Origin of the sequence: Snodgrassella sp. W6238H11 (assembly GCF_016100525.1) — a bacterium.
GTDB classification, from domain to species: Bacteria; Pseudomonadota; Gammaproteobacteria; order Burkholderiales; family Neisseriaceae; genus Snodgrassella; species Snodgrassella alvi.
In genome coordinates this window covers 1-24,763 of sequence record NZ_JACFSH010000006.1, presented here as the reverse complement: position 1 = coordinate 24,763, position 24,763 = coordinate 1, and the positions used below count along the sequence as shown (strand labels likewise).

The following is a 24,763-nucleotide window of genomic DNA, read 5'->3' as shown; positions in this document are numbered from 1 at the left end:
CTTAGCACCAGCGATGTTCTTTCATGGGTTTGCCGTGTTCGATGTAGTGCTCAAATTCGGGGCGGAAATGTTTCATAAAGCCCTGTATCGGCATAACAGCCGCATCTGCCAGTGCACAGATGGTACGTCCGGAAATATTACTACCCAGTGATTCCAGCAAATCCAGATCCTCCGGCCGGCCTTTGCCGGAGGTAATACGGTGAATAATGCGATACAGCCAGCCGGTTCCTTCACGGCACGGCGTACATTGCCCGCATGATTCTTCAAAATAGAAATAGCTCAGTCGTTCCAGTGCTCTGACCATGCATACATCTTCATCCATGACAATGACCGCACCGGAACCCAGCATAGAACCTGCCTTGGCTATGGCATCATAATCCATGGTTAGTTCCATCATGATGTCTGCCGGTAATACCGGTGCAGAAGAACCTCCGGGAATAACCGCCTTAAGTTTTTTGCCATTTCGCATGCCACCGCACATTTCCAGCAAATCCTTAAACGGTGTACCCAGCGGAATTTCATAGTTACCCGGGCGTTCTACGTGACCGGATACTGAAAAGAGCTTGGTACCACCATTATTGGGGATACCTTTATCAGCAAACAGCTGACCGCCGTCGCGGATAATGAACGGTACAGAAGAAAAAGTTTCAGTATTGTTAACAGTTGTCGGCTTACCATATAAACCATATGAAGCCGGAAACGGCGGTTTGAAACGCGGTTGCCCTTTTTTGCCTTCCAAAGACTCTAATAAAGCAGTTTCTTCACCACAGATATAGGCACCATAACCATGATGAGCATGCAACTCAAAGCTGAAATTACTGCCCAGAATATTTTGTCCGAGTAATCCTGCTTCGCGCGCCTGCTGTAAAGCTGTTTCAAAACGCAGATAACTCTCGAAGATTTCGCCGTGTATATAGTTATAGCCGACAGCAGCGCCCATAGCGTAGCCGCCGATAATCATGCCTTCAATCAGGGCATGCGGATTGTAGTCGATGATATCGCGGTCTTTGAATGTACCCGGTTCACCCTCATCCGTATTACACACGATATATTTGGTACCCGGAAAAGAACGGGGCATAAAGCTCCATTTCAGCCCGGTAGGAAAACCGGCACCGCCACGACCGCGCAGACCGGAAGTTTTAAGCTCGGCAATTACATCATCCTGCGATACATTTTCGCTGATAATTTTTTTCAATGCCTGATATCCGCCGCGGGCAATATAAGCTTCCAGTGTCCAGCAATTAGGGTCTGAAGTATCAACCTGATCAAAAATCACGCCATTCTGGTACATTGCCATTAGTTCAACTCCGCCAGTTTTGCTTCAATGGCTTCTTCGCTCATAAAGCTACACATTTTATGATTATTGACTAATATTACCGGCGCATCACCACAGGCACCCATACATTCGCCTTCAACCAGAGTATATTTACCATCGGCTGTGGTTTCACCATAGCGGATACCCAGACGTTTTTGCAGATACTCACCTGCATTTACTCCGCCACGCAGGGCGCAGGGCAGATTTGTACACACAGTAAGTTTATATTTACCTACTGGTTTCAGGTTATACATATTATAAAAAGTAGCAACTTCTAATGCCTGCGCCGGCGGAATGCCAATATAATCAGCTATTTCTTCAATAGTTTCCGGCTGAAGCCAGCCCAGCTCGGTCTGCGCAATACGCAAGGCAGACATAATGGCACTACGGCGCTGATCGGCCGGATATTTTGCCAGTTCTATATCAATTTGTTTTAAGCTGTTAGGGGACAACATTATCTATCCACCTCCCCGAATACGATATCCTGTGTACCAATAATAGCCACCACATCAGCCAGCATGTGACCACGTGCCATTTCATCCATCCCTTGCAAATGAGCAAACCCCGGAGCACGAATCTTCATCCGGTAAGGTTTATTGGCACCATCAGAAATCAGATATACCCCGAACTCGCCTTTAGGATGCTCGGTAGGCACATAAACTTCACCCTCAGGTACATGCATACCTTCGGTAAACAGCTTAAAGTGATGGATTAACTCTTCCATCCCGTCTTTCATAGCGGTACGGTGCGGCGGAGCCACAGTATGGTCATCAATAATTACCGGACCAGGATTGGCTTTAAGCCAGTCAACACACTGACGGATAATACGGTTGGCTTGACGCATTTCATGAATACGGCACAGATAACGGTCATAGCAGTCACCATTAATCCCTACCGGAATATCAAAATCTACCTGAGCATAAGCATCATAAGGCTGTTTCTTACGTACATCCCACTCAATACCGGAACCGCGCAGCATCACACCGGTAAATCCTTTTTGCAGAGCACGCTCCGGGGATATCACACCAATACCGACTGTACGCTGCTTCCAGATACGGTTATCCGTGAGCAGATTTTCATATTCATCCACACAGGCGGGAAAGCGGTTGGTAAAGTCTTCAATGAAGTCCAGCAAGGTACCTTCACGGCTGGCATTCAGTTTTTGCAGAACTTTGGCATTACGGTATTTACTGGATTCGTATTTAGGCATGAAATCCGGTAAATCCCGGTATACACCACCCGGGCGGAAATAAGCTGCATGCATGCGCGCACCTGATACCGCCTCATAGATATCCATCAAATCTTCCCGCTCGCGGAAAGCATAGAGAAATACCGTCATGGCACCAATATCCAGCGCATGAGAACCGACACCCATCAGATGATTAAGAATACGGGTAATTTCAGCAAACATCACACGGATATACTGAGCGCGAACCGGCACTTCGATATTCAGCAAGCGCTCCACTGACAGACAGTATGCCTGCTCATTACACATCATGGACACGTAATCCAGACGATCCATATATGGCAATGCCTGCAAATAGGTGCGTGATTCAGCCAGTTTTTCTGTGCCGCGGTGCAACAGACCGATATGCGGATCGGCACGAACGATATTTTCACCGTCCATTTCCAGAATCAGGCGCAATACGCCGTGTGCTGCCGGATGCTGCGGCCCGAAGTTAATGGTGTAATTGCGTAACTTAGACACCGTACTGCTCCTCTCTCACCACGCGCGGTGTAATTTCACGCGGTTCAATCGTTACCGGCTGATAAATTACGCGGCCTTCGGCCTCGTCATAACGCATTTCAACATAGCCGGAAACAGGGAAATCTTTGCGAAACGGATGACCGACAAAGCCGTAATCAGTCAGAATACGGCGCAAATCAGGATGGTTGTTAAACAGGATGCCAAACATATCGAATGCTTCACGCTCATACCAGTTGGCTCCGTTATAGATATCAACAACAGAATCTACTGTAGGAAAATCTTCAGCCTCAGCCCAGACACGCACACGCACACGCCAGTTATTGGCTACTGACAGCAGATGACTGACTACAGCAAAACGCTTACCTTCCCATGGCTCATTTTTATAGCTCTGGTAATCGACTCCGCACAGATCAATGAGTGTTTCAAATTTCAATTCATTGTGGTCACGCAGCGTTTGCATAAGCTGATGATAATCAGCTGCTGCACAATCCAGTGTCAGCTCACCACGGTCAAGACAGTAACGTACCTTATCGCCGAAAGTGGCTTCGCACACGGCTTTCAGTATTGCCAAATCTGCCATATTTCCCTCACTTTCATACACGCGCGATAGTGGCGGTACGTTTAATTTTCAGCTGCAACTGCAATAGTCCGTATACCAGCGCTTCAGCAGTTGGCGGACAGCCCGGTACATATACGTCAACCGGTACAATCCGGTCACAGCCCCGAACCACAGAATAAGAGTAATGATAATAACCGCCGCCATTGGCACAGGAACCCATAGACAGTACCCAGCGCGGTTCGGCCATCTGGTCATAAACACGCCGCAAAGCGGGAGCCATTTTATTGCACAGCGTACCGGCAACAATCATCAGATCGGCCTGACGCGGTGACGGGCGGAAAATAATACCAAAGCGGTCAAGGTCATAACGGGCAGCACCAGCTTGCATCATCTCTACGGCACAACAGGCCAGACCAAAAGTAGCCGGCCACAACGAACCGGTACGCACATAATTGAGTACGGTATCGGCAGTGGTTGTGACAAATCCTTTTTTTAAAACGCCTTCTATTCCCATTCCAGAGCGCCTTTTTTCCATTCATAAATAAAGCCGATAACCAGAATCAGCAAAAACACCATCATTGACCAGAATCCGTATGCGCCCAGCTCTTTAAACACAACTGCCCAGGGCACCATAAAGGCAACTTCAAGGTCAAACAGGATGAATAAAATGGCTACCAGATAGTAACGCACGTCGAATTTCATTCGTGCATTTTCAAAAGCTTCGAAACCGCACTCAAACGGTTCCTGTTTCATTTTGTATGGCCGGTTCGGTCCTAGCAGTAAACCGAGAGAGATAAACAGAACACCAGCGGCAAAGCCAACCAGAACAAATATTAATATGGGGAAATAATTCGCCAACATAACTGCGCTGACCTTATGCAAATATTGGTAAAATTGATATATTGTAACTAATTTCGAACGTTATTAAAAGCGCGTATTACATTAAAAGAAAATAAAAAAATAATGTTTTCAATAGGATATTGAGAATTATTCTCATTAGCATTTATTCAGTATTACGTTTGGTTTCTCATATTTTTGTAACCAGAAAACAGCAAAAGTCAATCATGGATTTTTTCATTTATTTCGGTCAGTTATACTCATTAAAGCAATTTATGCTTTTGGGTTAAAATAATTAGCATAATAAAATATTACATTTCATATATTTAAATAATTTAATTTATCATATATTTAATAATAATATTAATTTGTAAAATTATCATTTTTTAACTGTACTACCACTTATATCAGTTTTACAATACAGATATCATGGAAATAAAAATTAATAAATACAATGACATATAATCAAATATATAAACCTGAGGACTGCCACAGCATAAATGACATTCGTACAGAAATAGATCATATTGATTATGCGGTAATCCAGTTACTTTCCGCCCGCTTTGAATATGTCAAAGCGGCCAGTAAATTTAAAATGAATGCTAAAGACGTACAAGCGAATGAGCGTTTTAACAGCATGCTTGAAAAACGCAAACAATGGGCAGATGAGCAGGGACTGAACGGAGATGTAATCAAGTCCCTGTTTTGCGAACTGGTGAAATATTTTATCGCAGAAGAATTAAAAGAATTTGAACACAAATAAATTTGCATGAATTCTTTTCATTTTCGTTATGAGGCTGAAATACCACTATTCTGCTTCAGCCCGCCGGAAATCGCGTACGCGGAAACCCAGAGCAAATAGTGATCCGAAATATAAAATAATACCGGTAACAATCAAAATACTTAATTGCCCTACTTTTGCCAACCCGCTACTGTGCCAGTTAAACGGCAGCCAATGCTGTAATAACCATAACCCCAGACCCATAACAACAAGAGCCACCGTCAGACGCAATAGAAAACGCAGCCAGCCGGGGCTGGGGGTATACAATTTCTGTCGCCGTAACAGAGTAAACAGTAATCCGGCATTAATACAGGCGCCAAGGCTGATAGCCAGAGCCAGCCCGACGTGATGCAACTTCCAGATAAACAGCAAATTCATCAGCTGAGTCATACATAAAGTAAAAATAGCAATTTTTACCGGCGTTTTAATGTTCTGGCGCGCATAAAATCCCGGTGCAAGTACTTTAATCAGAATCAGACCAATCAAACCAACAGCATAAGCGATAAGCGCACCCTGAGTCATTATTGCATCATACTCATTAAACTGCCGGTACATAAATAAAGTTGCCACCAGAGGAAATGACAGCACAGCCATACCCACTGCTGCCGGTAAAGTTAACAGCATGCACAGGCGTAATCCCCAGTCCAGCAATGCAGAAAAGCTGGCTATATCATTAGTAGCTGAGTGTTTAGACAAAGTGGGCAAAAGAATGGTTCCCAGTGCCACACCAAGCACACCAGTCGGTAATTCCATCAGACGGTCAGCATAATACATCCAGGATACTGAACCGGATTGCAAATAAGAAGCAAAAATCGTGTTTATCACCAGCGATATTTGCGCTACCGATACCCCCAGAATAGCCGGTGCCATTTGCCTGAGTACCCGGTTAACTGCTTTGTCCTTAAAATTGAGTCTGGGCATAGTCAGAAAACCCAGTTTAAATAAATAAGGCAGCTGATACAGCAACTGTAATAATCCGCCCACAAATACTGCCCAGGCCAGCGCCAGAACCGGAGGATGAAAGTAAGGTGCCAGCCACAGAGCAAATACGATAAAGGAGATATTCAGAAAAGTCGGTGTAAAGGCTGGAACAATAAACTGATGATAAGTATTCAGAATACTGCCAACCAGTGAAGACAGCGATATCAGAAAAATATATGGAAAAGTAATCCGTAATAGTTGTACCGACAGAGCAAATTTATCAGCATCCTGCTGAAAACCGGGAGCAGAAATATAAATCACAACAGGTGCGGCCAGGATTCCAATCGCCGTTACAATAATCAGAACAAATGAAAGCAGTCCGGCCACATGCTGCACAAAAGCCCGGGTAGCTTCTGGTGATCGTGTTTCCCTGTACTCAGCCAGTATCGGTACAAAAGCCTGTGAAAATGCGCCTTCTGCAAAAATACGCCGTAACAGATTAGGCAGTTTAAATGCCACAAAAAAAGCATCAGTAGCCATCCCCGCACCAAAACTGCGGGCAATAATGGTATCGCGGATGAAACCCAGAACACGCGACAGCATAGTCATGCTGCTGACTTTAGCCAGAGTACGCAGTAAATTCATCAGAAATGCCAATAAAAAAACAAAGGCGAAAGTGTACACCGGAATGTCAGCCGATTCTATATAATGGGATAACAGTATTGAATTGACACTATAAATCCGGCAAAAGATAAGCTGTACAGCCTGAAATTTACCAGAATGGTAATTATCTGTTTACAAACAGCCGTGATTATGGTTAAAAGACCGGATAGTATTCTGGTATCTGGCAACAGAAATTTTAATTAAATTGAATTGTTTTAAGGAGCACCCGGTGAAAGTAGGTTTTGTTGGCTGGCGCGGTATGGTAGGTTCAGTATTAATGCAGCGCATGCAGGAAGAAAATGATTTTCAAACTATTGCAGATGCGTATTTTTTCACGACATCAGCAGCCGGTGCAGCCGCACCTGATTTTGGCCAGACAGCAAAAACACTGCTGGATGCCCGTAATCTGGATGCTCTGGCTCAAATGGATATTATCGTTACCTGTCAGGGTGGCGACTATACCAAAGCAATCCACCAGCCGCTGCGGGATCAGGGCTGGCAGGGATATTGGATTGATGCTGCATCCACTCTGCGCATGAGCGATAAAGCAGTTATCGTACTTGATCCGGTGAACCGCGCAGTGATTGATAGCGCCCTGTCAAACGGCATCAAAGATTTTGTCGGCGGTAATTGTACAGTGTCACTGATGCTAATGGCTCTGGGCGGCCTGTTTGAACAGGATTTAGTGGAATGGGCTACCAGCATGACCTATCAGGCAGCATCCGGCGCCGGCGCCCAGAATATGCGTGAACTGATTAGTGCAATGGGTGCCATTGAAAATCAGGTTAGTTCAGAACTGGCCGATCCGGCCAGTGCTATTTTAGCCATAGACCGAAAAGTTGCCGATTTTTTACGCAGCGAAGCATATCCGCAGGCCCAGTTCGGCGTTCCTCTTGCCGGCAGTCTGATTCCATGGATTGATGCTGATCTGGGTAACGGTCAGTCTAAAGAAGAATGGAAAGGTGCTGTAGAAACCAATAAAATTTTAGGTCGCAGTGCACAGCCAATCGTTATCGACGGCTTGTGTGTCCGTGTCGGTGCAATGCGCTGCCACAGTCAGGCACTCACCTTAAAACTGAAACAGGATTTACCCGTAGCTGAAATTGAGAAAATTCTTGCTGCTGCCAATGACTGGGTAAAAGTTGTACCTAATGAAAAAACTGCATCTATGCATGAGCTGACACCCGCAGCAGTAACTGGCACATTAACTGTACCAGTAGGGCGCATCCGCAAAATGGGCATGGGTGGAGAATATATCAGTGCCTTCACCGTAGGTGACCAGCTTTTATGGGGTGCCGCAGAACCTATCCGGCGTATGCTACAAATCGTTTTACAAAACAGATAAATCTTCAGCAAAAACCTGACAGGCAGCCTCTACCGCCTGATTACTTGCGACATCATCATAGTATTATCCGAACAGGACAGTTAAATGATTAACTGTCCTGTTTAATTACCTGTCTGTAAACCTTAAATCCGCTCATGCCCCATATTAAGAATTTAAACGAAAAAAATCAGCCGCTCTGCTGACACAGACCGGCTGCTAATTATGACAAATGGTTTTAAATACCTACTGCATTAATGTACCAGTCTGCCGTGCTCCGTACTATTTAATATTTTTTTATTAGTCTGATGCAGCCACTGGCTGGTTAACGTACCTGCTGTCATCGCACCGCTGACATTCAATGCTGTACGCCCCATATCAATCAATGGTTCTACAGAAATCAATAAGGCCACCAGCGTAATCGGCAAACCCATTGCCGGCAGCACAATCAGCGCCGCAAATGTAGCTCCGCCGCCAACACCGGCCACACCCGCGGAACTGATAGTCACCATCCCGACCAGTGTTGCAATCCACCATGGATCCAGAGTATTGATACCTACAGTTGGCGCAATCATGGTGGCGAGCATAGCCGGATACAAACCGGCACAACCATTCTGTCCGATAGTTGCACCAAAAGAAGCAGCAAAACCGGCAATAGTTTTCGGTACACCAAGACGCTGCGTCTGAGCCTCGATATTAAGCGGAATAGAAGCAGCACTGGAGCGACTGGTGAATGCAAAAGTCAGTACCGGCCATATTTTCTGAAAATATTTACCCGGATTGATCCCAAATATGCCCAGTAACAGACCATGTACCCCGAACATCAGAGCCAGTGCCAGATACGAAACCAGTACAAAGCCTCCCAGCTTAATAATCTCCTGCATATTTGAAGAAGCCACTACTTTAGTCATCAGTGCCAGGACTCCATAGGGAGTTAACAGCATTACTATCCGTACCAATTTCATTACCCAGCTTTGTAAGATATCAATTGCCCTTAACACCCGCTCACCCTTAGCAGCATCATCTTTTAATAATTTCAATGCGGCGATACCGAGAAATACAGCAAAAATAACCACACTGATAATAGAGGTCGGATTGGCTCCGGTTAAATCAGCAAACGGATTTTTTGGAATAAAAGACAGTAATAGCTGCGGTACATTTAAATCTGCTACCTTACCAACATAATTAGTCTGAATTGCATTAAAGCGCGCAGTTTCAGCTTCTCCCTGAATCAGACCGTTGGCAGTCAGACCAAACAGACTGGTCAGCAAAGTACCGATCAGCGCAGCCATCGCCGTAGTAAACAGTAACACGCCAATAGTCATCAGACTGATTTTGCCTAGCTGAGCAGCATTATGTAATCGCGCCACAGCACTCAGAATTGAAGCAAACACCAACGGCATTACAACCATCTGCAATAACTGTACATAGCCGTTGCCGACTACATCAAACCATTGTACAGAGGTACGGATTACCGGGCTGGATGCTCCGTAAATCAATTGCAGCCCTAAACCCAATCCAATACCAAGAATCATACCCAATAATACTTTTTTGGATAAACTCCATTGGGTTGAATGCGTACGGCTCAATACCCATAATAACAATGCGAACACCATAATGTTCGCGAGCAAAGATAAATTCATTTTATACTCCTGCGCCGGCAAGCTTTCTGCCCGCGTTTGATACCTAGTGCCAGCTAAGAATACGCAAAAGTAAATAAGTTGTGAAATAGCCCTTATGCATTCACTTATTCTATTTTATTATATGTAATAAAGATAAAATACTTTCCGATTTAGTTGTACCGTCCGGAATATTGGCTTACAAATTACCCAATTCCTGTTTCAACCCTTTATACGACATACACATCATTCAATTTAAACATCATCAGATAACAAGCTTTCTATAAACTACCGTTCATAAGCAATCATTTGAATAAATACTTGACATCAGCCCTTTATTGCCATCATGCTTGCAATTTGTTTAAACATCCTGTCTCAGGTTTAAACTTTTCGTTTAATTCTGTTTATTGGTTACATTTATGTCGGTTTACACCAGCGTTAGCGACGATGAAATGCGCAGCTTTCTGCGTGATTATCACTTAGGTCGGTTTATTGGTTTACAAGGTATCGCTCAGGGCGTTACTAACAGCAATTATTTTGTAACCACCACACAAGGGCGCTATGTACTGACTGTTTTTGAGGCCATGACACAGGATGAGCTGCCCTTCTTTTTAGATTTAACCCGGCATCTGAGTGCTCACGGCGTAGCCTGTCCTGCTCCTATTGCCCGAACTGACGGTCGTCTGGACAGCACTCTAGTTGGCAAACCAGCCTGTCTGGTAACCTGCCTGACCGGCAGCGATACCAGCAGCCCATCCGGACAGCAATGTTTCAATACCGGAGCGATGCTGGCTAAAATGCATCTGGCCGGTAGCGAATTCACGCAGAAAATGCACAATCCGCGTTACACTGGCTGGTGGCATGAGGCCAGTACCCGTTTATTACCCTTTCTGGATCCGGAAGATCAGCAGTTATTACAAGCAGAAATTGCTTTCTTTGATGCACATGAATGCACAAATCTGCCTGCGGGTATCATCCATGCCGATTTATTCCGCGATAATGTTTTGCTGGATGGTGAACAGGTAGCCGGATTTATTGATTTCTATTATGCATGTAACGGTAATTTCATGTATGACCTTGCCATCGCCGTTAACGACTGGGCACGTCGTGCAGACAATCATATCGACCAAAATCTGCAACAAGCATTTATACACGGCTATGAAAGCATACGCCCGCTGACTTCCGCTGAACAAGATTACTTTCCAATTGCACAGCGAGCTGCATGTATTCGCTTCTGGGTTTCCCGCCTGCTTGATTACCATTTTCCGCAGGCAGGAGAAATTACCTTTATTAAAGATCCGAACGTCTTTAGAGATTTACTACTTAATTTACGCAAATAACATCATTATTTTTATCAAAAAACTAAAATTAGATATTACCTACCCCGCCATCTACCAGTATTTCCGCACCGAGCATAAAAGATGATTCATCCGAGGCCAGAAAAACAGCGGCTTTAGCCAGCTCTATCGGTTTGCCCAAACGTCCTAACGGTACCAATGCCTTAATTTCCTGCTGTAAATGTTTGACAGCATCCGCGTCAGTGGTATTTAAATTCATATGCGCCGGCGTGTCTGTCGGGCCGGGGACTAAACAGTTGAAGCGAATATTTCTGGATAATAGCTCTCCCGACAGTGTTTTGGCTAATGAACAGAGAGCAGCTTTACTGGACGCATAAATACTGCTTTGCGGTAAACCGATTTTGGTACTTACCGTACCGCACAAAATAACCGAACAGGGATCAGCCAGCAAAGGTAACAGCGCCTGTATCAGAAAAAACGGCCCCTTGAAATTAGTATTCATTACCCTGTCAAAAGTATTTTCATTCCAATCAGTTACCGGCAGATGAGTGACATCGGCCGCATTAATATATACAGCATCTAATCTGGGCCACATTTTGGTTAACTGTGCAGCCAGAAGCTTTTGTTCTTCAACATCAGAAGTATCACTTTGCAATATTATTACATCTGCACCTAATTCCTGCTTCGCTGCCAGTAATCTGTCTTTATTTCTGCCGGTTATGGCTACTGTCGCACCTTCGGCAATAAATTCTCTGGCAGTTGCCAGCCCTATTCCACTGCTTCCGCCTGTAATCAGTGTATATTTACCCGTTAATCTGTTCATAAATTCCCTTTCAAAAATAAAATTCAGTATAATTTAACGGGTTTACTTATGAAAGTAGGTACCAAATAGATACTAATGGAAAATAGTTATGCACACTGAAAAAAATACCCCTGATATTTATCATTGTCCTATGGTTAAATTTGTTAATTTAATTTCAGGAAAATGGGCTATTCCTATCCTGTATCGCCTGATTATTAATGATCAACCCATTCGTTTTGGCGAATTAAGGCGAGCCATCGCACCAATTACTCAGAAAGAATTAACAAAACAGCTAAAGCTGTTTGAACAAAAAGGATTAATTACCAGAAAGCTCTACCCCGAAGTACCGCCTAAAGTTGAATACCAGATAACAGCGCTGGGAAAAACTCTAAAACCGGCTTTGGTTTCCATCGCAAACTGGATGGAGCAGCATGAAAAAGATTTACTCTGAATACTATTCACCTATTCAGACAGGCTGTAACTTAAACAGCAACAGGTATCCGGCAACAGCTGATAAGTATCAATCAAAGAAAAAGTAATTATTCATTTTAAATAATTAAATTGTTTATACTCAACCATTGATATCACTACTAAACGCATCCATTTAAAATACATAACTGCGTATTCTCTGACTAATTCATAATTACATTCAATAAATTAATATTAATAGCCATATTTCCTATATACATTGACCAATAATCAACTAAACACCAAAATGGTGGCACCGGAATTATCCAGCACCACCATGATTAAACCTGCTTTTAAACATCAGTCTTTGCTAAATTTTAGCTTTAGTCAGCAATAACATTCTGGTTAAAAGTTGTAACGATATCCCGCATTAATCTGCTTCTGATTAAATTTGTTTCCTGCAGAATAAACCATATCACCATAAATATGATGTTTCCCATTCAGCCGCACATTAATTCCTATACCGTTATCCCACCAGTTACCACCAAAATCATATTTTTCTTTTGCAACACGATTAAAGGTATAAGAAGTTTTTCCATCAAACTCCCTCAGATAACCTGTTTTAAAATAAATATCTACCGGATTTTTATTGTTTTGAATGGTATAACCTAAAATAAGGCTCGCCCGCCCTATTAATGAATTATAACTACCCAGTCTGGTTCTTAACCCATTGGTCGCATTAATGGTGGCTCCATCCTGATGTGAATAAGTAAGCTGGGCCTGTGGTTCTAAATACCAACCCTCATCCGCGTTTCCTGCACCGGATAAATGAATACGTTTGCCTACTTCTGCTCCTATGGAAAAGCCATTGGTATTGCCATCTCCTTTAACATGATAGCCTCCTGCGGTCATACTATTGAACTTGTTGGTCATATGCATATACTTGACTAAACCATCAAGATAAAATCCATTCTGGCTTTGTAACGTTCCATATAATCCCAATGAATAGCTTTTGGTACTGCCGTCACCAACGTTGTGATCAACTTCACCCCGGCTTAGTCCGCCCATTAAACCATAATATAGGTTCACTTTATCGTAATTCAGTTTACGGTCCAGCCCCATCTGTAATCCATAATAATCCATGTCAAAACCAGACAACCGATTATCATTAAACGAGTTCAGTTTCCCTGTATATATACGCCCCCATACTTTACCGCTCGCTGTATCATCGGTACGGATTTGTCCCATACGCTGCAATAAAGTTTGTGTTTCTACATAACTCATTAAATAATTTGAATTAAGAATATTGGCCGCATTCTTCGCTGTATTAGTTAAATTTGGTTTGGAACCTGGCTTTGGTTTCGTACCTGAACCTGAATCTCCTATTGACCCGTTGTCATTATTGCTATCTGAGCCGCCTGATGTCTCCCCACCTTGATTGCTATCAGAATTTGAAGATGCAGACAATATCCAATCTTTACCGTCAGGATTAGAATTGTCAAATTCGTCTAAAGTATTAAACTCATAGCCACCAATATCTACTGCTGAGGACGATAAACTAAATTTAGCATCGCCACCATTGGTTTCAACCAGTTTAATTTTTTCTTTGCCAGTTACTGTAGCGGAGCCAGTTTTAGCATCAATAACAGCAATTTTATGATTACCCTTTGCCTGTTGTAATCCGGTTATTTTCAGCAAATCATTATCTATATTTTTACCAATCGCTGCTCGCATTTTAAATACGCCATTATTACCCGCTAACGAATCAGTTTCTAATACCATTGCGTTGTTTCCGTTAAGGCTGGTAACAGCATCGGGAGTAGCATAGTCATAACCAAAACTGACTTTGGCATCATCACTGAGTTCCAGAGAGTTAATATTTGAGCTGCCGGTCATTTTCCACTGGCTGTGACTACCTGAAAGGCCAAGATTAATCTCACCTGCACCATTATCATTGTCCAAAGAGCTTAATAACATTGATCCGTCAGCCAGAGTTAATTTAACTACTCCTTTATCCCGAAGCTCATCATTTTCACTTGAAACAATATCTCCAATAATTTCCGATTTACCATCAATAATCACTTTGCCAGCTATTGCTTGTATCGCATTAAAGCCTTCAGGATCCTTAACAACAATACGGATATCATTTGAACCATCAGTATCCCTAATCTCTAATTCACCCTTGTGCTGGTTCATTGAAATTGCGGTACCACCATCAACAGTAAGTTTAAGCCCTTTATTGAATTGTATAAAATCGCCTTTGCCGGTGAAGGCGCCTGGTTTTGGTGGTAATTGATCTACATAAATTCCAGCAGTATTAGGATTTGAAGAAGAATCTTTTACATCAATCACCGCTTTATTGTTAAAAATTAGTTCATTTCCTTCTGCTGTTAGACTCTGAGTTCTCTGAGACCAAATACCCCGACTTCCCTCACCATTGGTATTTATTTTTACTTCATTCTTAAATAAACTTTTTGTACGGCGTGGGACTGAACTGGTATAAGAATGTATTCCTATACTTCTGTTTCCAGTTTCTATATTTACTTTCCCTCTAAACTCGCCCATTGCTCCATCAGCTAGATAAATACCCTTACCACTTCCAATATTTATGTCAAGATCAGTTTCTGAAACTAAATCAGTTTGATTTCCTAGGTAAATACCATAAAAATCTGTATAATTCTTAGATATCTGACTTCTAATTTTAAATGAGTCGCCGCCAGTAATTGTTGTGTATTTGTTGGAAGACGATCGAATACCAATCCATGCTCTACTATTCTGATCAATATCAATATGTGGTTCAGAGTCGTTTGTTTTACTTATCTTTATTTCTACATTGTCGAAGATATCAATTCCAGTTTTTTTGTAATTCCCGATATTATTATCATCAATAACTGTAGTTGCATTTACTGATATTGGAAGTAGTGCCAGGGTTCCTAGTGAAAGTTTAAATACTAATGTATGTATAATTGAATTTAATTTTTTCTGCTTAAAGTTATTCATTCTTATTCCCCAAATCAATTTTTTACATTGTTCATAATTAAAATTCTTGAAAAGAATAAATCTATTTCTACATATTAATTTATATTTTTAATAAAAAAATTTACTTTATTAATCAATAATTAATATATATATATTATGCAATATTTAGCCCCAAAAAGAATATAAATTTTATCCTTATATATCAGTAATATAAATATATTATTCTTATTATAAGTAAACTTTTATTAATAAAAATACAGCAAAACAATTTAATAAGCCTTAGAAAATTATATATATATTGCATAATCGCAAAAATAAAATTAAAAATTCAAGTAACCGCAAGATAAAAAATTCAAGCAAAAGTAATTACTCCGTTCATTTACTAATTATCCATACAATAAATTAATCATTATTTGATCTAAAATTTATTATCTGAACAAATAAATCAGATTATTCGGAATTAATTACGCCATATTATTTCTTAGTTACAGCAATTTAAATATTGAAAAGCCATTCTGAATTCACTTAGACATTACAATTTACACAGATTGAAAAAATAAACTAATTTTTATTGCTTCCTAAAAATTACCCGTATTTGCAATAAAATCTGCTAAAAATATTACTGTATTTCTAAAAACTGTTTGCTGATTCAAGATCAGATTCGAAATTTTCCGACTGTAAATTTTTTAATCATTAATATATACATTTTCATCTTATATATTGTTTATTATAATAATTTTAGCAGTATTTTTTTATAAAAACAGGTTAACAGAAGTATTATGAAAATATTTACATCATTTTCCGTCGCCAGAATAATCACTTTGCTGGTACTTTGGCTAACTGTTATCTACCTGCTAATTGGAGGGATATGGCTAATATGCCTGGGTGGTTCGCCCTTTTATGCCATGATTGCCCTGTTACTGAGTCTGTTTACTGTTCTGTATCAGTATCAGCGCAGTAGCTGCCTGTGGTTATATGCAATTATTCTATTTATTACGCTAATCTGGGGTTTATGGGAGTCCGGCACCGATTTCTGGGCATTAGCACCACGTTTTGATCTGCTGTTTCTGTTTGGATTATGGCTTTTAACTCCGTGGCCAACACGACATATATCAGCTTCACGAAGTGGAAAATTAATTATTACAATAGCATTAATTGCGATACTGGGTGTGATGTTCTACAGCATCAGTCATGATCCGCAGCAAATTAATGGCACCATTACTCGCCTCCAGCCGGCACCAGCGGCAAACGATAATGGTGTAGCAGCAGAAGACTGGCCGGCGTATGGTCGTACTCAGGGCGGAACACGTTATTCACCATTAACTCAAATCAATACCGCTAATGTTAAACAGCTTAAAGTAGCCTGGACTTACCGTACCGGTGATTTCAAAACTGCTAATGATTCAGCAGAAACCACTAATGAACTAACACCGATCAAAATCGGCAAGAAACTCTTTATCTGTACACCACACCAGTTTCTGGATGCTCTGGATGCCACTACCGGCAAACGTTTATGGCGTTTTGACCCTGAATTGCGCAGCAACAGAACTTTTCAGCATCTGACTTGTCGTGGTGTCAGCTATTATGATGCTACGACAGCACACAGTTCTGAGACCACCGCATCCGCTATTTGTCCGCAAAAAGTTTTATTACCAGTTAATGATGGCCGTTTAATTGCCGTCAATGCACAGACTGGTCAGAAATGTCCGGATTTCGGTCATAACGGTGAAATTAATCTGCAAGCCAAAATGCCTTATGCTTTTTTGGGAGGATATAATCCGACCTCACCGCCTGTTGTAACACCTAGTACGATTATTATCGGTGGTTCGGTAACGGATAACCTCTCAACTAAAGAACCTTCCGGGGTAATTCGTGGTTATGATGTCAATAACGGCCAATTAAAATGGGTATTTGATACTGGTGCGGAAAACCCGAATGCGATGCCGGGTGAAAAGACCAATTTCGTGCATAATTCACCCAATGCATGGGCACCTCTGGCCTACGACCAGCAGCGTAATATTGTATATATACCCACCGGAGTAAGCACACCGGACATCTGGGGCGGTCACCGTGATAAGTTAAAAGAACGTTATGCCAATTCTCTTGTGGCACTGAATGCCTCAACCGGTAAACTACTATGGCATTTTCAGACTACTCACCATGATCTTTGGGATATGGACGTTCCGGCTCAGCCTTCACTGATGGACATTACAATATCATCCGGTAAACGGATTGCTGCTATTTATGTGCTGACCAAAACCGGTAATATTTTTGTCCTCAACCGTGAAACTGGCCAACCTATTGTGCCAGCTACTGAACAGCCGGTACCACAGACTCTGAAACATGGTAAACCAACACAGGGTGAACATTATGCAGCTACCCAGCCTTTCTCAGCTTTAAGTCTGATGCCGAAAAACAAACTGACTGATAAAGATATGTGGGGAGCAACCATGTTTGACCAGCTTCTGTGCCGCATCCAGTTTAAGCGCTTAAATTACAATGGCATTTATACACCACCTTCTGAAAATGGCACATTGGTATTTCCGGGTAATCTGGGGGTATTTGAATGGGGTGGTATATCTGTCAATCAGGATCGGCAAATTGCTCTGATGAACCCAATCGGATTGCCCTTCGTTTCCCGCCTGATTCCGGCTAACCCCGACAGGGCTCAGCAAAAACAGGGCGCAGGTACTGAGAATGGTATCCAGCCAATGTATGGCGCTCCTTATGGGGTAGAAATTAGCCCTTTTCTGTCACCAATAGGTTTACCTTGTAAACAACCGGCATGGGGATTTGTAGCTGGTGTTGATTTGCAGACTAACCAAGTAGTGTGGAAAAAGCGTATTGGCACGATTCGTGACAGTCTGCCGAAATTATTTGAATTACCACCCTTGAAAATTGGCGTTCCGGGTCTGGGTGGCTCAATATCCACAGCGGGTAATATTATGTTTGTCAGTGCAACTCAGGACAACTATCTGCGTGCATACGATACCAGTAACGGAGATTTATTATGGCAGACACGTTTGCCTGCCAGCGGACAGGCTACACCAATGACGTATGCCGTTAATGGTAAACAATATGTAGTACAAATGGCTGGTGGTCATAGCTCATTCGGTACGAAGATGGGAGACTATCTCATCGCCTATACTCTACCCTGAATTATTTGCGCTACAGGCGCCAAATAATCTGGGCGTATTTCGCCGTAATTAATTTATGTAATAAAAAAAGACATGTTAATAACATGTCTTTTTCATCGGATGATGCGATCAGACAACAATATTGACTAATCGTTTTGGCACAACAATAACTTTTTTCGGTGTTTTGCCATCCACAAATCGCTGTATGGCCGGATCAGCCAATGCTGCTGCCTGTACTTCATCATTACTACTATCGGCAGAAACTGTAATCTGTCCGCGCAGCTTACCATTTACCTGAACCATCAGGGTAATTTCATCCTGTACCAGTGCGGCTTCATCAACACATGGCCATGCAGCATCCCACAGTGTTTTCTGCGGAGACAGCTCATTCCATAATGTTTCACACACATGAGGCACAATCGGCCATAACAGACGCAATACGCACTCCAGCACTTCCTGTGCCACGGCGCGCCCTGCTTCTGTAGTGCAATCAGTCCGGTCATACTGATTCAGCAATTCCATAACCGCAGCAATTGCGGTATTAAATTGCTGCCGGCGACCATAATCATCGGTTACTTTGGCGACTGTGCTATGCAGTTTCAACCGCAGCGCTTTCAGGTCGGCAGACAAATTATCCTGACTGCCGGTAAATGCAGTTACACCTGCACCCTGCTGTAAATAATCATATACAGTACGCCACAAACGGCGCAGGAAGCGATGCGCACCCTCTACCCCGGCATCTGACCACTCCAGTGATTGCTCAGGCGGTGCAGCAAACATCATAAACAATCGCGCAGTATCCGCACCATAGCGGTCAATCAGCTCTTGCGGATCCACACCATTATTTTTGGATTTAGACATTTTCTCAATGCCACCGATACACACCGGTTTACCATCTGCTTTCAGGGTTGCAGCCAGAGGCCGGCCTTTATCATCCCGCTGCAAATCTACATCTTGCGGTGCAATCCATTCTTTGCTGCCATTAGCACCTTCACGATAATACGTTTCACATACCACCATACCCTGAGTAAGTAAGCGGGCAAATGGCTCATCTACATTCAGCAGCCCCTCATCGCGCATTAACTTTGTAAAGAAACGGGCATAGAGCAGATGTAAAATTGCGTGTTCAATACCACCGATATACTGGTCTGCATTCATCCAGTAATTAGCAGCCTCTTTGTCCACCATTGCGGTATTGCAATGTGGTGATGCATACCGTACCGCATACCAGCTCGATTCAACAAAAGTATCCATAGTGTCGGTTTCCCGACGAGCCGGTTTACCGCAGCAAGGACAGGTAGTTTCGTAAAATTCCGGCATTCTGGCTAATGGAGAACCGGCACCATCCGGTACCACATTTTCCGGTAAAACAACTGGCAACTGTTCTTCCGGAACAGTGACATCACCACAATCATCACAATGGATAATCGGAATTGGGCAACCCCAGTAACGCTGCCGGGAAATACCCCAGTCACGCAGGCGATATTGTGTTTTCGGTGCACCGGCATTTTTAGCCTGTAAAATCTCACCAACACGCTCAAATGCCGCATAAAAATCCAGACCATCCAGTTCACCGCTGTTAACACACTGTGTCTGCTCTTTACTGCCATACCATTCCTGCCACACGCTTGTATTAAAAGCATCTGTATTCTGCGTAGAGGCAATTACTTGTTTTACTGGTAGCTGATATTTAGTGGCAAATTCAAAATCACGTTCATCATGCGCCGGAACAGCCATTACCGCACCATCACCATATCCCCACAGCACATAATTGGCCACCCAGACCGGCAGCACATCGCCATTAAGCGGATTGATGGCAAAGCGTCCGGTAGGCATACCTTTCTTCTCCATCGTGGCCATGTCTGCTTCAGCCACAGAACCAGCCTTGCACTCAGCAATAAACTGCTGTAACTGAGGGTTATCAGCAGCGGCAGCTGTCGCTAGCGGATGTTCTGCAGCAACAGCAACATAAGTTGCTCCCATCAGTGTATCAGGACGTGTGGTATATACCTGTACAAAATCTGCATACTCACCGGTTAATCCCGCTTTACTGTCTTCAGCTAGTGCAAACCGTACCTGCATCCCGCGTGACTTGCCAATCCAGTTGCGCTGCATAGTTTTTACCTGCTCCGGCCAATGTTCCAGTGTATCCAGACCATTGAGCAGCTCTTCAGCATAATCTGTAATCCTGAAGTAATACATCGGGATTTCACGTTTTTCTACAATGGCACCGGAACGCCAGCCACGACCGTCTACAACCTGCTCATTGGCCAGTACAGTCTGATCCACCGGATCCCAGTTTACTGTTCCGTTTTTCTTATAAATAATGCCCTTTTGGAATAAACGCACAAACAGCCACTGTTCCCAGCGATAATATTCCGGTGTACAGGTCGCAATTTCCCGCTCCCAGTCAATCGCAAAACCTAAACTCTGCAACTGCTTTTTCATATAAGCTATGTTGTCATAAGTCCATTGTGCCGGGGCTACCTGATGTTTCATTGCAGCATTTTCAGCAGGCAAACCAAATGCATCCCAGCCCATCGGCTGCATCACATTAAACCCATTAAGCAAGCGATAACGGCTCAGTACATCACCAATAGTGTAGTTACGCACATGTCCCATATGTAACTTACCCGAGGGGTAAGGAAACATCGACAAACAATAATATTTAGGTTTCGGACTAAAATCTTTAGCGTTAAATAAACGGTATTCCTGCCAGCGCGCTTGTGCAGCCGGCTCAATCTTTTCGGGACAATAATGTTCTTGCATCATGAATTATCAGTTTATTGTATAAAAATAGACCACTATTATAACAGTTTACTCAAGACACAAACTTGCAATTAATCATTCTGGCAATACAGTTATTGAGCTTAGTCCATCAATACTACAATAGCATATTAATTGCATAAAACATTTTTAATATTTATATAGCATATATAAAAATAAATAAAAAAAACCACCGATACCAAGGGAGGGAATATCGGTGGACAATTTGCGGGAAAACACTACTTACTCAATACTGATTGTCAGGCAAAAACAATACTGACAAAAATATTATAGAAAAATCATCATTAAACGCTGTTAAACTGTGCTAAGTCAGACAAAACAATTTATTTAATCCGCAGTTTCAGATAATTCATGTGAAGAATTTAATTTTTTCAGTAATTTTAATGCTTTATCCGGATCATCATTACGTAATATTTTCTGTACTTCTGTTTCAAGCATTAGCAGATCACTTTGAATAATCTGATTTTTCACCGCCAGAATATTATTTGCATTCATCGAAAACCGGCGCAGCCCCATCGCCATCAATAACCGTGTATATTGAGCATCACCAGCCATTTCTCCGCACACGGATACTGGTTTATTCAAACGTGCAGCGGTACGAATAATATGCAGCAATAACTTCAGTACCGCAGGATGACCCGGCTGATATAAATAACTCACACTTTCATCATTACGGTCTGCCGCCAGCGTATACTGAATTAAATCATTAGTACCGACTGAAACGAAATCAATCATCTTCAAAATAGAATTAACTGTTAATGCAGCTGACGGAATCTCTATCATCGCCCCAACCTGAATATTTTCATCAAAGGTTTCAAAGCGATCATGTAACTGTTGTTTAGCGGTATTTAGATGAGTTAAACACTGCTGTATCTCTGTTACTGATGAAATCATTGGCCACATCATGCGCACGGGCCCCAAAACCGCAGCCCGCATAATTGCCCGCATCTGAGTACGGAACATCACAGGTTCAGCCAGACACAAACGGATACCGGTCAATCCCAAAGCCGGATTCATCGTATGACTGGGACCAAACCAGCGCGGATTTTTATCTACACCTAAATCAATTGTCCGTATGGTTAATGGTTTACCCTTCAGCTTTTTAACCACATCAGCGTATTCGGTATACAGTTCATCTTCTGTAGGCAGAGCATCACGGTTCAGATAAAAAAACTCACTGCGATATAATCCGATACCATCCATACCCAGACTATGCAGTGCTTTTATGTCATTAGCACTTTCAATATTACCCAACAACTCAATATTGATTCCATCTAATGTTGTTGCTGCCGTATTCTTAAGTTTATTTAACTGCCGTCTTAAGCTGCGAAATTCCCGCAAGCGTCGGCGATATTCCTTTAAAATAACATCATCAGGTGCAATAATAACTACACCCATTGTGCCATCTACAATAATCAGCTCATCTTCATTAATTAATTCCCGTGCATAGCCCAGTGCAATCACAGAGGGAATATCTAGACTACGCCCCAGAATCGCGGTATGGCTGGTTGGTCCGCCGGCATCAGTAACAAATGCAGCAATACGGCTGTCTTTAAAAAAAACCGTATCTGCTGGCGATAAATCATGGGCAACAAGAATCGTATCTTCTTCAAAATCCTCCGCTTCAGTCACGACTTCTGTCGATAAACCAATCAGATTTTTAAAAATACGCTCAACTACTTGCAGCATATCCTGCTTACGTGCGCGTAAATAATTATCTTCAATTGCATCAAACTGATCTGAAAGTTTATCCGTTTGCAGTTTTAATGCCCATTCTGCATTAACACATTGTGCTTCAATAATATCTACAGGCTCTCTGGATAGACTTACATCACCTACCAGCATCAGGTGCAGAGAAATAAACGCTCCCAGTTCTGAAGGTGCATTCTGCGGAATATCTGTACGCAACTGCTCTAACTGACGGCGAGTTGTTTTGATTGCCTGCTCATAACGGGCAACTTCTGCGGGCACTTCTTCAATCGACAACTCCTGATGTGGCACATCGTCCATACCGCGCACCACCAGATGAGCACGACCGATAGCGACACCGGCCCCCACTGCAACACCATGCAGGACGATACTCATTATTCGTCTTCACCAAAATAATTATTAATCAGCTCAACCAGCGCTTGCATTGCCTGACTTTCATCAACACCGTCGGTTTCCAGCTCAATTACACTACCTTGAGCAGCAGCCAGCATCATTAGTCCCATAATGCTTTTACCGTTAACGCGGCGATCTTTCCGAGTTACCCATACTTCGCACTGAAACCGGCTGGCTACCTGAGTAAATTTATTCGATGCCCGTGCATGCAAACCAAGCTTGTTAATAATCTCAATTTCCTTTTTTACCATTTCAAAGCTCATCCTGATTAGAAATAGTCATAATGCCGGCAATAGCAGCAGCTTTAACTTCATCTGCAAATTTATGTACATCATCTGCTTTAGTAAAATGTTGAAGTGCCTTAATCAGCATTGGAGCATTAAGACCAGTTAGCAGAATTACATTGTCACTCTGAATTAACCGGCGCACCAGATTACAGGGTGTGGCACCGAAAATATCAGTGAGAATCAATACACCGTGACCATAATCCAAAGAAGCCAGTTTTTCTACAACCTCAGCATGTATACTTTCAACTGAATCACTACTACGTACCCCGATTAAAGTAACATTATCAGGTACAGAACCAAAAATATGCCGGATTAATTGCATATTTGCCTGCCCTACTGTCTCGTGGGTAACAATCATCAAACCTATCATTGTATTACCTATTACCATTTGGGTATTAAGTGTACTGAATAAACCCATTCAATGAGAAATAATCGTACTGACTTTTACTACCCGACAAACAATTGGCTTAATATTTCTGCCTATAAATCTCCCAATCAAAACTTATCATACTAATCACATAACAGGAAGAGTCTGTCAGAAGAAAATACAGAATAAACAATATGCATATTACTGCTACAGGGCAGCACAATAATTATATAAGTGAAATAATATTTAAATCAGACCAGAATCTATTTCTGAACCGTTAAATAGTTATCGAATCGTTTATGGAGCGATCATCTATATAAACTGTAACCAAAAGTTTTTCATTTTTCCTAAACTATATTTCAACCACTAAAGTTTGTATCCAAAGCTATAGTACATAGTACTTATAGCAATGAAATTTAAAATGTTCATCGGGATAACCGAAACTCAGACTAATGCACAAGTCTATCTGATAGAAACCTACGGCACACGCAATTACACTCAGTTCGACTACAGCGACCCCAATCAGCAAATCTATTTCCTCTTCGGTCGCGAGACCACCGGATTGCCCCAGACATTCGCGCAGGCACGCGCCGAGCAATGTCTGCGAATCCCGCAGTCAGAGCACATCCGCTCACTGAACCTTTCCAACGCCGCCGCCATCGTCCTCTACGAAGCACTGCGTCAGCAGTCCTTCCCTTCTCTGGCCTAGATACAGCAACAGCAGCCATCAGGCTGCTGCGGTATTGTTTTATTCTCAGTACTTAAAGTAAGAAACCCGGCTGACTGATCAACCGGGTTCTTCTATGGGGAGTCTGGCGGTGTCCTACTTTCACATGGGCAATCCATACTATCATCGGCGCTAGGTCGTTTC

General features: G+C 42.5%; 20 protein-coding genes. 6 read left to right on the top strand and 14 right to left on the bottom strand.

Translation table 11 applies throughout. The features are described 5' to 3' along the window. Position 1 precedes the first annotated feature (1 nt). Genes nuoF through H3V00_RS09780 form a run of 6 tightly spaced genes read right to left on the bottom strand, consistent with a single transcriptional unit; the run spans position 2 to position 4,443 of the window. Entirely contained in the window at positions 2–1,297 is a 1,296-nt protein-coding gene (gene nuoF, locus H3V00_RS09805; protein WP_025329727.1) for an NADH-quinone oxidoreductase subunit NuoF, read from the bottom strand. Next, positions 1,297–1,770, bottom strand: a complete 474-nt coding sequence (gene nuoE / locus H3V00_RS09800; RefSeq protein WP_110413742.1) for an NADH-quinone oxidoreductase subunit NuoE — start codon at positions 1,768–1,770, stop codon at positions 1,297–1,299. The genes nuoF and nuoE overlap by 1 nt, the downstream gene beginning before the upstream one ends. After that, the gene (locus tag H3V00_RS09795) at positions 1,770–3,023 is read right to left on the bottom strand and encodes an NADH-quinone oxidoreductase subunit D (protein ID WP_198207866.1); all 1,254 of its coding nucleotides are present in this window, start codon (positions 3,021–3,023) and stop codon (positions 1,770–1,772) included. The genes nuoE and H3V00_RS09795 overlap by 1 nt, the downstream gene beginning before the upstream one ends. Then, on the bottom strand, positions 3,016–3,603 hold the full coding sequence (locus tag H3V00_RS09790) for an NADH-quinone oxidoreductase subunit C (RefSeq protein ID WP_084552676.1): 588 nt from the start codon (positions 3,601–3,603) through the stop codon (positions 3,016–3,018). The genes H3V00_RS09795 and H3V00_RS09790 overlap by 8 nt, the downstream gene beginning before the upstream one ends. A gap of 13 nt (positions 3,604–3,616) precedes the next feature. Beyond that, complete coding sequence (locus H3V00_RS09785; protein WP_025329723.1) at positions 3,617–4,096, bottom strand: NADH-quinone oxidoreductase subunit B family protein; 480 nt, start codon at positions 4,094–4,096, stop codon at positions 3,617–3,619. Continuing rightward, complete coding sequence (locus tag H3V00_RS09780; RefSeq protein WP_025329722.1) at positions 4,087–4,443, bottom strand: NADH-quinone oxidoreductase subunit A; 357 nt, start codon at positions 4,441–4,443, stop codon at positions 4,087–4,089. Before H3V00_RS09780 ends, H3V00_RS09785 begins: the two co-directional genes overlap by 10 nt. Before the next feature lie 430 nt (positions 4,444–4,873). On the opposite strand from H3V00_RS09780, the gene H3V00_RS09775 reads away from it, so the two are divergent. Beyond that, positions 4,874–5,182, top strand: a complete 309-nt coding sequence (locus H3V00_RS09775) for a chorismate mutase (protein WP_100126016.1) — start codon at positions 4,874–4,876, stop codon at positions 5,180–5,182. Between the two features lie 45 nt (positions 5,183–5,227). On the opposite strand, the gene murJ is transcribed toward H3V00_RS09775, so the two are convergent. Next, positions 5,228–6,766, bottom strand: coding sequence for a murein biosynthesis integral membrane protein MurJ (gene murJ, locus H3V00_RS09770; RefSeq protein ID WP_078474503.1), 1,539 nt, complete (start codon positions 6,764–6,766; stop codon positions 5,228–5,230). A 247-nt stretch (positions 6,767–7,013) separates the two neighbouring features. Between murJ and asd the strand changes: the two genes are divergently transcribed. Next, positions 7,014–8,129, top strand: coding sequence for an aspartate-semialdehyde dehydrogenase (gene asd, locus H3V00_RS09765; protein WP_198207864.1), 1,116 nt, complete (start codon positions 7,014–7,016; stop codon positions 8,127–8,129). A gap of 230 nt (positions 8,130–8,359) precedes the next feature. Here the strand turns inward: asd and H3V00_RS09760 are convergent, their stop codons facing one another. Beyond that, on the bottom strand, positions 8,360–9,748 hold the full coding sequence (locus H3V00_RS09760; protein ID WP_084564421.1) for an L-cystine transporter: 1,389 nt from the start codon (positions 9,746–9,748) through the stop codon (positions 8,360–8,362). A 395-nt stretch (positions 9,749–10,143) separates the two neighbouring features. Between H3V00_RS09760 and thrB the strand changes: the two genes are divergently transcribed. Then, positions 10,144–11,064 carry a homoserine kinase gene (thrB, locus tag H3V00_RS09755; protein WP_198207862.1) on the top strand — a complete coding sequence of 307 codons (921 nt, stop codon included), beginning with the start codon at positions 10,144–10,146 and terminating at the stop codon, positions 11,062–11,064. 28 nt (positions 11,065–11,092) lie between these two features. Here thrB and H3V00_RS09750 read toward each other — a convergent pair whose 3' ends face one another. Continuing rightward, positions 11,093–11,845, bottom strand: a complete 753-nt coding sequence (locus tag H3V00_RS09750) for an SDR family oxidoreductase (RefSeq protein WP_025329716.1) — start codon at positions 11,843–11,845, stop codon at positions 11,093–11,095. An 88-nt stretch (positions 11,846–11,933) separates the two neighbouring features. On the opposite strand from H3V00_RS09750, the gene H3V00_RS09745 reads away from it, so the two are divergent. Further along, a complete protein-coding gene (locus tag H3V00_RS09745) occupies positions 11,934–12,275 on the top strand; it encodes a helix-turn-helix domain-containing protein (protein WP_084561953.1) in 342 nt (113 codons plus the stop codon). A gap of 362 nt (positions 12,276–12,637) precedes the next feature. Here the strand turns inward: H3V00_RS09745 and H3V00_RS09740 are convergent, their stop codons facing one another. After that, on the bottom strand, positions 12,638–15,232 hold the full coding sequence (locus H3V00_RS09740; RefSeq protein WP_198207860.1) for an autotransporter outer membrane beta-barrel domain-containing protein: 2,595 nt from the start codon (positions 15,230–15,232) through the stop codon (positions 12,638–12,640). Positions 15,233–15,990: 758 nt separating this feature from the next. Between H3V00_RS09740 and H3V00_RS09735 the strand changes: the two genes are divergently transcribed. Continuing rightward, on the top strand, positions 15,991–18,369 hold the full coding sequence (locus H3V00_RS09735) for a glucose/quinate/shikimate family membrane-bound PQQ-dependent dehydrogenase (RefSeq protein WP_198207858.1): 2,379 nt from the start codon (positions 15,991–15,993) through the stop codon (positions 18,367–18,369). 108 nt (positions 18,370–18,477) lie between these two features. Here the strand turns inward: H3V00_RS09735 and leuS are convergent, their stop codons facing one another. The 4 genes from leuS to H3V00_RS09715 form a co-directional block, all read right to left on the bottom strand. Beyond that, on the bottom strand, positions 18,478–21,117 hold the full coding sequence (gene leuS, locus H3V00_RS09730; protein ID WP_198207902.1) for a leucine--tRNA ligase: 2,640 nt from the start codon (positions 21,115–21,117) through the stop codon (positions 18,478–18,480). 345 nt (positions 21,118–21,462) lie between these two features. Then, on the bottom strand, positions 21,463–23,220 hold the full coding sequence (gene ptsP / locus H3V00_RS09725) for a phosphoenolpyruvate--protein phosphotransferase (protein ID WP_084550395.1): 1,758 nt from the start codon (positions 23,218–23,220) through the stop codon (positions 21,463–21,465). Continuing rightward, on the bottom strand, positions 23,220–23,489 hold the full coding sequence (locus H3V00_RS09720; protein ID WP_037391766.1) for an HPr family phosphocarrier protein: 270 nt from the start codon (positions 23,487–23,489) through the stop codon (positions 23,220–23,222). The genes ptsP and H3V00_RS09720 overlap by 1 nt, the downstream gene beginning before the upstream one ends. A 1-nt stretch (position 23,490) precedes the next feature. Beyond that, positions 23,491–23,895, bottom strand: a complete 405-nt coding sequence (locus H3V00_RS09715; protein ID WP_078474517.1) for a PTS sugar transporter subunit IIA — start codon at positions 23,893–23,895, stop codon at positions 23,491–23,493. A gap of 406 nt (positions 23,896–24,301) precedes the next feature. Between H3V00_RS09715 and H3V00_RS09710 the strand changes: the two genes are divergently transcribed. Then, positions 24,302–24,601 (top strand): tRNA (cytidine(34)-2'-O)-methyltransferase, encoded by a 300-nt coding sequence (locus tag H3V00_RS09710; protein ID WP_198207856.1) that lies wholly within the window; start codon positions 24,302–24,304, stop codon positions 24,599–24,601. The last annotated feature ends 162 nt before the right edge of the window (positions 24,602–24,763 follow it).